6 protein-coding genes and 1 riboswitch are annotated in these 11,985 nt (G+C 36.2%); all 6 genes read right to left on the bottom strand.

The genetic code is table 11. From position 1 onward, the window contains the following. Positions 1 to 16 precede the first annotated feature (16 nt). Positions 17 to 712, bottom strand: a complete 696-nt coding sequence (locus tag ACIP9G_RS09380; RefSeq protein ID WP_340825500.1) for an ECF transporter S component — start codon at positions 710 to 712, stop codon at positions 17 to 19. Continuing rightward, a complete protein-coding gene (locus ACIP9G_RS09385; protein ID WP_401018943.1) occupies positions 691 to 2,343 on the bottom strand; it encodes an ABC transporter ATP-binding protein in 1,653 nt (550 codons plus the stop codon). The genes ACIP9G_RS09380 and ACIP9G_RS09385 overlap by 22 nt, the downstream gene beginning before the upstream one ends. Next, the gene (locus ACIP9G_RS09390; RefSeq protein ID WP_401018944.1) at positions 2,316 to 3,197 is read right to left on the bottom strand and encodes an energy-coupling factor transporter transmembrane component T; all 882 of its coding nucleotides are present in this window, start codon (positions 3,195 to 3,197) and stop codon (positions 2,316 to 2,318) included. The genes ACIP9G_RS09385 and ACIP9G_RS09390 overlap by 28 nt, the downstream gene beginning before the upstream one ends. Further along, positions 3,197 to 4,051 (bottom strand): DUF4430 domain-containing protein, encoded by an 855-nt coding sequence (locus ACIP9G_RS09395; protein WP_401018945.1) that lies wholly within the window; start codon positions 4,049 to 4,051, stop codon positions 3,197 to 3,199. Before ACIP9G_RS09395 ends, ACIP9G_RS09390 begins: the two co-directional genes overlap by 1 nt. Position 4,052: 1 nt before the next feature. After that, a complete protein-coding gene (locus tag ACIP9G_RS09400) occupies positions 4,053 to 5,591 on the bottom strand; it encodes an S-layer homology domain-containing protein (RefSeq protein ID WP_401018946.1) in 1,539 nt (512 codons plus the stop codon). Between the two features lie 68 nt (positions 5,592 to 5,659). Further along, complete coding sequence (locus ACIP9G_RS09405; protein WP_401018947.1) at positions 5,660 to 11,542, bottom strand: S-layer homology domain-containing protein; 5,883 nt, start codon at positions 11,540 to 11,542, stop codon at positions 5,660 to 5,662. A 168-nt stretch (positions 11,543 to 11,710) separates the two neighbouring features. After that, positions 11,711 to 11,907, bottom strand: a riboswitch (cobalamin riboswitch). Positions 11,908 to 11,985: the final 78 nt, after the last annotated feature.

The raw sequence follows: 11,985 nt of genomic DNA on the forward strand, positions 1-11,985 counted from the left end.
TTTTGAATATAAAAGTCTATTGTAATATCCCATATTTATTTTTTATCCGCTCTAGCTTTTCAGTAATCGGTTTAGCTAATAATAGTAGAAAAATTACATTAGAAATAGCATAAATTATTGTAAAAGGAATTGCAGAAGTCAATGCCAGTGAGTAGGCTTCCCAGCTGAAAACACCATATATTGATACAGTTCCCCAAATATCCATTCCAAACGAAAAAAATATCCCCGCTGAAATACCAAATATAATAAGGGGGATTTTTTTATGCATTACACCCGTTTTGCCTAACAAGCCCGCAATAAACCCAATCATTCCCCACATAAACATTTGGAACGGTGTCCAAGGACCTTGTCCAAAAAACATATTCGACACTAATGCAGAAATGGCCCCTGTTAAAAAACCTGCTTCTGCTCCTAGTGAAAAACCAGTAATAGCTGTAATAGCTGCAACAGGTTTAAATCCAGGGGTAACAACAAATAAGGCACGTCCTGCCACAGATATAGCAGACATTACTGCAATGATTAAAATTTCACGCGGCTGAGGCTTTCTACGTTCAAAAGATAGAAAAAATGGAATACACGCCAAAATCATAATAACCAACGAAATAAAATAATATTTTCGGTCAGCCATTACCGTAATACCAGCAAGTAACGTTAGTGGAATTAAAATAAAAATAACAATGAGTGAAATAGTTATACGTATGTTTTTTGGCATAAAGTTACTACATCCTCACATGTAATGGCATTGCTCAATAAATCTCTTGATATTCGATGAGCAGCAGTCGTATAAAAATTATTTCCACTGTAAAACTCTCGCGGTTCCCCCTCAGATACAATACTGCCATCAAAAAATAGAGCGCATCTATTGCTGTGTTGTGCAGAAAATTCAATATCATGTGTCACCATAATAATTGTCATACCTTTAGCTTGTAAACCTTTTAATAAATCTGCGAGTTCTTCTTTTGCATGTGCATCCAGCCCCTTGGTCGGCTCATCTAGCAACAGAATTTTTGGTTCTATTAATAAAAGTTTTGCGAGAGCTAGTTTTTGCTGTTCGCCCCCACTTAAATCATATGGATGTCGATTTAATAAATGAGTTAATCGAAACATTTGGATAGTTTCCTGAACTTTATCATCTGTAACCTTATGTAAATGCGCCATATCATCTAACTCTTGATGTACAGTTTTTTGTACAAATAGTGTCTTTGGATCTTGGGGTAGTAAAGTCAAATATTGGTGATACAATTGTTTATTACTATATTTTTTTAAAGCTTTATTTAATAACATTACTTTGCCATGATAAGGCTTTTGTAGTCCAGATAGAATAGAAAGAACTGTAGATTTTCCTGTTCCATTCCCACCTATTATAGTTAAAAATTCGCCTTCCCCCACTTGTAAATTAAAATGATGAACAATATCAATATGATTCTTTTCATAGCGAAATGCAACATCGTTTGCTTCTAAAACAATATCCGTTTTATTTTGGGATTTTGTCGGAATAGTAATCAACTGAGATAAATTGTATTGCTGGCTCTGAAGCCAACGTTGGCCTTCGCGAATAGTAAGTGGGATATGCCCTGTACCATTTAACAAGTGAAAAATTTTAGTAGCAGCTGGCAATGCCGTTATCATTGCGTGTTTCTCTGGTAGAGAATTTAAAATTTCCTTAGGTGGACCGTCAAATAAAATGCTACCTTCATCCATAATAAATACTCGATCAGCAAGGGGTAACACTTCTTCAAGACGATGCTCAATTAATATAATTGTAATACCTAGTTCTCTATTTAAACGATGCAGTGTCTGGATAAACTCCAATGCAGCTATTGGGTCTAATTGCGATGTTGGTTCATCTAACAGCAGTAGCTTCGGCTGCATAACCATAATGGATGCTAAATTTAAAAGTTGCTTTTGGCCACCAGAAAGCTCGGTCGTTTTATGATGAAACCATTTCTGAATACCAAAGAAGTTTGCCATTTCAGCTACTTTCCTGCGAATTGTTGATGTATCGACACCTAGGCTTTCAAGTCCAAAAGCAAGCTCATGCCATACTTTATCAGTAACAATTTGGTTATCAGGATTTTGAAATACATAGCCTATATCCGCTGCAGCCACTTCAGCAGTTAACTGTTCTAAGTCACAATCTTGATAAAAAATATTACCTGTCATTGAACCATGCGGTCGCAATTCTCGTTTGAAATGGCGAAGCAAAGTACTTTTTCCACAGCCTGATTGTCCTATGAGCACGATAAATTCACCTTGCTGAATATTTAAGTTAATATTTTTTAATATAGGATTGGCTTCATTAGGGTAAGTAAAACTTACATTGTCGATTTTAACGATCGCCACTTTAATGCCCCCCTTATTTCGATTGCTAATGGAATAGCTAGCAAAATGCAATAGCTAGTATAAAACAAGATACTAGTGATTTCCCATTTAAATATCCCGAAAGTGGGATAATAATCAAATGTTGTTACACCAATGAAACTTGCAACTAAATTACTAATAAAGAGCAATGTAATTATTGTCAAAACGTAGCCATCTCTACGTTCGAAAATAAATATAGAAAAAGCAGTCCTCTTAGTAACGCCATAGCCACGAGCTTTCATTGAATCGGCAGTATCAATGGCATTTTCTAACGCCCAAGTAATTAAAATAGATAAGATACGAATTATACATTTGATGCGATGCCATAGAGAGCCTGAAGTATAATCCATTCCGATTACTTTTTGCGCTAGTACAATTTGCTTTAATTGCCGCCTAAAACGGGGCACTAATCGCAATGAAATTGACAATGTTAGTGAAATTACTGGTGACACTTTTCCAAATAAATAAATAAATTTATCTGACGTCATTAGGACATTATAACAGCTAAACCATAGCATAATAGAGACAATCATTGTGGAAATTGCGATACCATATGTAATCGCCTCTAACGTAAGTGGGTTGCCATTTATATAAAGTAATACAAGTTGACCATTATGGCTAATCAAAGGGTTAATAATTGCCATTATGAAAAATAGAGGTACATATATTTTCCAGTCCTTAAAAAAAGACCGCCTGCGTAAAGCAAAATTTAAGCTTATTGCAAAGAAAATTGTAATAGCTAAATAGACTGGATGCATAAAAAACATGGATAAGGCAATAGTAGCGGCAAAAAAAGAGAAAAGAACAATAGGATGATATGTCTCAAATGCCTTCATTAGTTACCATCCCAATGATTTCCTAAGTCTCGCCCTAAATCAACTGTATAGTGCCATTCAATTACATCGCCATCCTTTAATACGTACTGACTGCAGCCATAATTGGGATAAACACCGTTTACTTTATACATCCAACCACTTAATTCCCCCGCACTAAATTCGTATAAATGATTAATTCCCTCCACATAGACACTATTATAAATATTTTCGTTTGCTCCTTGGTATTCCATCTGAATTTTATACTCCTTTGTTGCACGCTGTAATACATCCCACACAGTATCCTTCTCTGAAAGAAGTTCGTATGTTGTTGGCTTCAAAATAATACCATTCTTAGGTACATATTTCTCACTTTGGAGGTTCGAATCTAACTTATCCCAATGCTTTAGTAACGTATCAACGCGAATCGCAATGGTTACAGTGCGTTTTTGGGTAGCTGGCTGTTGCTGAACTTCATTTGGTGGCATAACTGTATTTGTTTTTTCTTTATCGCCAGTTTTATTAGTAGCTGTTTGTTCAGTTTTTGTATTTGGGGCTTTTGTGACTTCTTGCTTTTTCTCAGCTTCCTTTTTTGGTTGTTCCACTACTTCTTGGTTTTCTTGCTGTACTTCTTGCTGAGGTTTGTCCTGCTTCTCATTTTTGGAATTCTCATCGATTCCAGACTTCATTTCAGCTTGTTTCTCTTCCTCAACTGAAGGAGTTTCTTCTGTTGCTTCATGTTGTTCAGTAGTAGATTTGGGCTCAACGCTCCGTTCCTGCTCTTGCATTTGCTCAAATTTCTCTACCGTTTGAATATTACATGCTGTTAAAAAGATAGTGAGTAATACTAATAGTAATAAGGGTAATTTTATTTTCATATTACTCCTCTACTACCTTTAAGAAATTGACATACATTTTAGACGCATGGGCGCGTGTTATAAAGTTTTTTGGATTATACGCACCATTGGAGCCTTGCGCAACTCCAAAATCATATAAAAATGTAATTGCTTGTTGCGATTCCTTTGATAACTTCGCAATATCATTTAAAGGTGCATTTACATTGGATACATACGGATTTCCTGTTTTATGTGTATATGCATTTGCTAGAATTACTGCTAATTCCTCACGAGTAATTGGTGAGGAAGGTAGAAATTTATTTGACGTAATCGCTAATAAATTAGCCTCGTAAGCAGCAGCAATTTCTTGTTTTGTTTCAGTATTATACGAGTTTATATCCGTGAAAGGGGCATTTCCGGAACTTGTTAGATGCAGAGCTCGAACTAAAATCGATACTGCCTGTACACGAGTTAAATTGTTATCTGGTCTGAATGTATTGTCTTCATAACCTTTTAATAAGCCCTTGTCTACTGCAGCTTCAATATCAGTCTTCGCCCAATGCGATTGAATATCCTTAAAACTCACCTTAGTCGGAGGAGCTGTAGGTTGGCTTGGCTTGCCTGGTGTTGACGTATTACTTGGCTTTTTATCAGATGTATCATATAGCTTTGTTTTGCTTAAAAGCAGACGGTTATATGCTGCCAATGTATAAGAGGCCTGCTCTGTTGCCATACCATTGGCTACTGATTCAGTTAATACATGTTTAAATCCACCATCTTGGGCATTGTAAAAAGTAAAAAAGCTTGTAAATAACTTATTAAAGCGTTGGTCTTTGTTCGGATCAATATTTAAGCTAGCAAGTGCTGTAATTACTTGGGCAACACTTTCTAAATTTGTAGTTCCCCAGCTTTGGTAACTTCCATTAGCTCCTTGCAAGTTTTTTAAAGTATCAAGTGCTTTATTAATAGAAACCTTAACATCTGATCTGTCTTTATAAGTGGAGAGCGCTTGAATAGCCATAGCTGTCATATCAGGATCTGCTTTCACACCAGATAAATCCCAACCGCCGTCAGGCAATTGCTTTGATAAAATATGCTGGATAAGTTTTTCTCGTGTAGTTGTTGCTGTTTTGGAAAGCTCAAAGCTCCATGTATCTAAAGCGATTAGTGCAAAAAAAGCCCCATTCGGACCTTGCCATACAACTTTATCAAAGTCGCTTAATTTTTCCACTAAATTGTAGCCACCTACATTAGTAGGGTCTTTTCCAATGGCAGTGAGTGCAATAATTAAACGTGAGTACTCCGTATATTTACGGTTGTGTAATTCTCCTTTTACAGTTTTTACATGCTTCTCGACGTTTTCATAATATTTTTCAAAATAGCCTTTTGGAACATTGTATTCTCCCCTTGCAAGCGCAATAACAAACCACTCATCACCAAAAGAAGGATTAGGTGCTTTGTTAACTAAAAACTGACCAGTTATTTTATAACTATCCATTGTTGATACTTGCTGTGCGGAGACTGGTGCCGCCATAGTAAGCAACAAAACAAGTACCATTATAAACTTAGATATTCTTTTCATTAGAGTAACCTCCATCAATAAAAGGGTACTAACCCAAATACAAAATGCATTTGGGTTAGTGAAGAAATTTACATAATGCCTGAGATATTTAACGTCCGTTTTAAAATTTTTGCTGTTTGTCCACGTGTAATTGGCGAGCTAGGGTCAAATGAACCATCCAGCTTACCTGTCATAATATCAAGGCTATTTAATAGCTTAATATAAGGTAAGTATTCAGCGCTAATATGACTAGCATCATTGAAATTAATCTCTCCTGCGGTTTTCACATCAGTATTTAAATATTCTAGAATGCGTGCCATAAATGCAGCAGCTTGCTGACGTGTAATAGGCGCATCAGGTTTAAATGTTGAAGCAGTTGATCCTTTTGTAATACCTGCCTCATATAGAGCTTGAATATCTGCCTCATACCATTTTCCTTTTGTATCATTAAATGGGTTTTCACCTATAGTTTGTAAACCAAGGGCACGGCTAATTAATACTGCAAACTGGGCACGCGTAATTGGTTTATTTGGCTCAAACGTCTCTGGTGTAGTTCCTTGGATTACGTGACGACTCGCTAAAAATTCAATTTCTTCTTTGTTTGCTAACTGTGCAATATCCTTAAATGTTACTGTATTTTCTGTTAAAACGAATGTACCGCTTATTTTTGTGAACAAAACAATTTCACCATTCACTATTTTATGTGGAACAGGTTTATATTCCCCATCAACAAGCTGTAAAACGACTGTATTTGATTTGATTTCGCTATCCAATAGTGTAACTTTCAAATATTCTTTTCCTAAAGTAATTGGCTTTGTTTTACCGTTTGTAGACTCAATACCGAATGAAACAGAGAATTTTTTATCTTTAGTATCCTTTGTTACTTCGACTGTTAACTCCTCGTTTTCAGCAAGTTTAATGCTATTAAAAATTGAAGTAGGGACTTCTATCTTGAAATTCTGTTTGCTTTGAATAACTATCTTTTGAATGTTCTTTTTAATATAATCTTGAATATTTTCAGATTTAATAATTGCTTTGTTACTACCATCTTCAATAGTAATCTCAGCTAATGAACTATCTTTATTTGGTTCTTCAGACACTGCATCATCGTCTTTATTATCTTTTTCTGTTTCTTCAGTACATTGTTTATCATCGGCCTTACATTTTACTTCTTCTTTACATTTATCTGTTTCTTTCTCTTTACATTCTTTATTTTCTTCACCTTCACCTTTACCTCCACTTTCGATACCATCAACATATCCACCGATATCTTTACCTAAATCAAGTGTGTATAGCCATTCCACAGAATCCCCAGGTGATAATTTATAGAGTCCTGCAGAATAAGAAGGGAATTGACCATTTACACGATACATCCAACCACTTAAAGGACCGCGGTCGAATTCATAAAGACCCGCAATACCATCGATATATGTGCCATATTGTGTTTCTCGATAGCTTAAATCGATACCATTTTCAGTTGTCACACGTTTTAATGCATCGAATACTGTATCTCCGGTATTTAGTTGAACAGTAGTTGTTCTTAATGGAATCTCGGAAGAAGAAATTCTAATTAAAAATGTTGCATAACCACTTGGGATACTTCCCCCTGGGTTAGATGGATTTCCACCTTCTCCCGGGTTTGAAGGGTTTCCACCTTCTCCTGGGTTAGACGGGTTCCCCCCTTCTCCTGGATTAGATGGATTATTAGACTTCGTATCGGACGTATCATAAAGTGCTGTTTGACCGTTTAGCAGACGATGATAGGCTGCTAATGTATAGCCAACCTGCTCGGTAGCCATTCCGTTTGCTTGCTTTTCGTTTAAATCGTGTTTAAAGCCACCGTCTTCTGGACTGTAATAAGTCATAATATTAGCAATTACTTTATTAAAGCGAGGATCTTTATTCGCATCAATGCCTACGCTTGCAAGTGCAGTAACAACCTGAGCAGCGCTTTCAACATTTTCTACACCCCATGATTTATAGCCACCATTCTCTAATTGCATAGCAGCCAACGTATCTAATGCATTATTAACAGCTATCTTAACTTTTGAATTGTTGTTATAGTATGGAGCTAGTGCTTGTATAGCCATAGCTGTCATATCTGGATCAGACTTTGTTCCTGATAAAGCCCAGCCGCCATCAGCTAATTGCTTGCTTAAAATGTGCTCCATCAGCTTTTCAGGTGTTGTTGTAGCTGTTGTTGGTAGCTCAAAGTTCCATGTGTTAAGAGCAATTAATCCAAAATACGCACCATTTACACCTTGCCAAATTACTTGGTCAAAATCAGATAGTTTTTCAACTAAGTTATAACCACCGACATTTGTTGGATCTTTACCAATTGCAGTAAGGGCAATAATTAAACGTGAGTATTCTGTATATTTCCGTTTATCGAGTACGCCATTTTTTGCAACAACATGGTCAACGACGTTTTTATAATACGTTTCGTAATATTCTTTCGGTACTTCATAGCCTCCGCGTGCTAATGAAATTATCCACCACTCATTATCGAATTTAGGGTTAGGTAGTTTATCTACCATGTATTGACCAACAGTTTTATAAGCCTTCAAAGTTGTTGTATCAGCATTAGTTTTTGTTCCAACTTTTTTCGCTTCATTAAATATCGTTGTGGCCTGATTTAGTGCTAAAACTTTCGCATCAATGCCATCTTGTTCCGCTGTATTATCTGCTATTAGTTGTTGGGCAGATAAAATTATATTTGTATAGGCATCTTGTACAGCTTGAGTAACCCAAAAATCAGCAGGGTCTATATTTTTTCCATCAGTACTTATTTTTACAGAACCCTTGTTTTGTTCTGCTTTCTCAATTGCACTTTGTAATACTGATTTATCAATGACTACTTTTTCATCTGAAATAATCGAAATCTCTGGGAAGATGCTGTAGTAGCCTTCTCGAGCTGATGCATTAAGGTTAGGACTCGCTCCAGTTATTGGATTAATATTGTGGTGTTCACCTATTGGACTTCCAAAATAACTCAGACGAATATGCCCATCTGTTAACTTGTATTCACCCTTGTGTTCTTGTGGAATTGTAAATGTAACACTGTTTGCCTGCGTTGCCATATTGTATTGTCTTGCATCGCCCGAAACAAGAGTATTTTCAGGACCAGCGAAAAATCTCAGCTGACCTTGGAAGTTATATATACCAGAAAGTTTATTCGCAGGGAAAGACAAGCCTTTTAAAGTAACTTTAACTTTATCTCCAGGTACTATTTTTTCATTTGCTGCTGTTAAGTTTTCAATCGTTACATCAAGTGGACGTGCTGTCATCACGTGATACTCAGCTTTTCCATCTTTTTCAACCTTAACTATATTACGTCCTTCAGTTAATAAAACTGTGAAAGAGCCATTTCCACTAGATTGAACACTTTCTGTTGAAAATTCACCATTTCCATAGGATGCTGTTCCTATACTATGATTAATTTCCGGACGCAAAACGCTTACTGAGCTTCCAGAAGTCGGAGTAAAAGTATAATATGCTCCTTGTTCGCCTTGAACATAGTAAACACTATCAATATCAGCATCAAAAACACCATTTTGTAAGTTTAGAAGGTCCCCACCTTTTTTACCTTCATTAATTTTTTGATTACGTTCTTTGTTACTTTCTATACCTGTAGAAATACCTGTTTCACCTTGACCAACAGTCACAACAAAGAGACCGACATTTTCTGGCCAAATAGCACTAAATGCATCATTCGCATCACTAATGTATCCGGAACCATTAACCTTCAATGCGTCATACGTCACTTTTACAACAGCTGTACCATTTTTCAATGCTTTGACTGTCGAATAACTTCCTGGCTTACCAGGATCAATTTGAATTACATCATCGCCTGTTATGATTTCATAATGGAAATCAGGCTCAAAGAAATAGTTGTTAATTCCTTCTATTAATGCTTGCCAGCTTCGTAATGTTAGTAAATTGAAGCTTTCTCCTTGGTTTAACTTCAAATGATTTTGCTCATTAATATTTAAATAAATATTACCTTCAAGATATGTTCCTTTATTTAAAATTGCTGTTGGCGATTGAATTGAGAGCTGTTGTTTTGTAATTGCCAATGTTGCATTTTGAGCATTTGCTTTAAATGTACCTACATTTGTAAGTTTTCCTGCTTGGCTAACTCGGTAGTTATAATCACCATTGTTTATTAACTTGAAAGAAAAAGTTTTTGTACCATCCGGGTTAATCGTAGCTACCCCTTCAGGCAGGACTTCTTCAAATGCAATAAAGTGTTTGATTTTTTTTCCTACAAATAATTCAGCATCTTCAGGGACTGTAAACTTAATATCACCAGAAAACGGAATAGCTGCACTAATTGTTTGAGCTGAAGCCGAAAGTGTTACTGTAGTGCTATTACTAACTGGAACATATTGTGTATGCTTTGCATCTGGCTCAAATGTATAGTAGATTTTTCCCCCTACTAGAGCTAGTACTGGAGTCTGTCCTTGTGTAGTTACTTTACCTAGTTTTAATGACGTATCGTTCGGTATTTCTTGCCCAACTTTTACAGTGTAATCACTATTAACATTCCAACTTGTATTACTAGCTTTAAAATTAAGCTGGCGGAATTGAAATTCTTGATTTGATTCTGCTTTTACTGTTAGCTGACCACCGCCAACACTGTTATGATTGCTATCAAATCCTTCGTAGCGATAACTTCCTACTGGTATAGTTGCTGTATAAACATTGTATGTCCCTTCAACACCAGAGCCTATGTTTATTTCTTGCTCATTCGTATCATAAAGCTTTAACATCACAGCTTTAGGTGCGACAGTAAATTTCACTGTGCTAGTAATATCCGTTTGTAAACCAGGTTTTTTACTAAATGCATTTGTGGCTTGATTTAGCGCTAAAACTTTTGCATCTATTTCTTCTTGACTGGCATTTTCATCTGCGATTAGTTCCTGTGCGTCTATAATTTCATTTGTATATGCATCTATTTCAGCTTGAGTAACCCAGTAATCAGTAGGAGCTACATCTTTTCCATCTAAACTTACTTTCACAGAAGCTTTTGTTTGTTCAGCTTGTTGAACCGCTGTTTGCAAAGCTGTTTTATCAGCTTTAACGATTTCTTCCCCTTCTCCATTTAAAGCAGCATTTAAATGGAGAAGTGCTGCATCCACATTTGTTTGACTACTCTCCATATTTTTAAGCTGCACGTAGGCGGCGTCATAAGAAGACTTTACTTGTTCATTTGCTAAAATTTCGTTTTTAGTTGGCGAGCTATTAATTTCGGCAATTTTCGCTGTTAACTCGTCTTTATTCGCTGGAGTAATTAAACTACTTCCCTCTAAGCCACCACCTAAATCTGCTCCATACCCCCATACTGTAAACTGCCATCTAATGATATCACCATCTTCTGGGAACCATTCAGAAGCACCTCGAGGAATAAAGTTATTATTTACAGCTACCATCCAGCCCGACATAGTTGTATAGTCCATTTGATTTAACCAGTCGGATTCTATTCTTCCATCAACTGGACCAGATTCATCAAGAATGTATTTTGGGACGCTCACTTCTCCAGGATCAGGATCAAAGACACCTGATAAGTAGAAGCTTTCTTCTACAGACCCTGTAATGTCATAGTTGCCTTCTCCTAACAGGTTAACTATAACCTTAGCTATATTATCCCCTTCATAAAAAGGAACACGAACAGGCTCCTTTATGTAGCCCTGCCCCAGTGTAAACTTCTCTACGGAAACCGTCACATAACCTTTAGGTTCCGTATTATTAAATATCGTCGCACTATCATTACTGGTAATAGGAGATAGTTCGCTTTCCGTTTGCTCGGTCATTTCTTTCTCTAATGATTCTTCATTAGTTTGAATACTAGAATCTGTTTCTAACTCACTAGCATCATTTTGTTGTGTCTCAGCGAATGCAACGGGTGATAATAACGAAAATGATAAGATAAAGACAATCGCTATATTCAACCATTTTTTATAAAAGTCCATTTCTTTCCCCCCAATTTTTTATAGATGAATGCGCTTGCAATAACTAGAAAATAAAAAAGATGCTTCTCTAATAAAAGAGAGAGCATCCAAGGAAAACAGAAAAAGGCTCAAAATACTATTTGCCTGTCCATCTATTTGCCGTAAATTCTCCTAGCTTCCGAAGAGATTTAATACGATGAAATAAAGGCAGGTCTCCTGGCTTGTGTACCCTAATCAGAACCTTCCCATCTACTTGAGGCATTTTTCCTCGTTTGACAGTGGTATTTTCTGGAGTCATCTACACATACAGTTGCGGAAACAGCTTCGGATTTGCACCGAATTCCCTATTAAGCTCTTAAAAGAGCACCTTTATTCTGCATTCGCTATTCACTTAATGCTAAGTTTAGCATAGTTTCCATTTTTTCAAAATAGTTTTAAAAAACAATCATTAATAATTATCTAAA

Origin of the sequence: Lysinibacillus sp. NPDC093197 (genome assembly GCF_044754025.1) — a bacterium.
Lineage (GTDB): Bacteria > Bacillota > Bacilli > Bacillales_A > Planococcaceae > Lysinibacillus.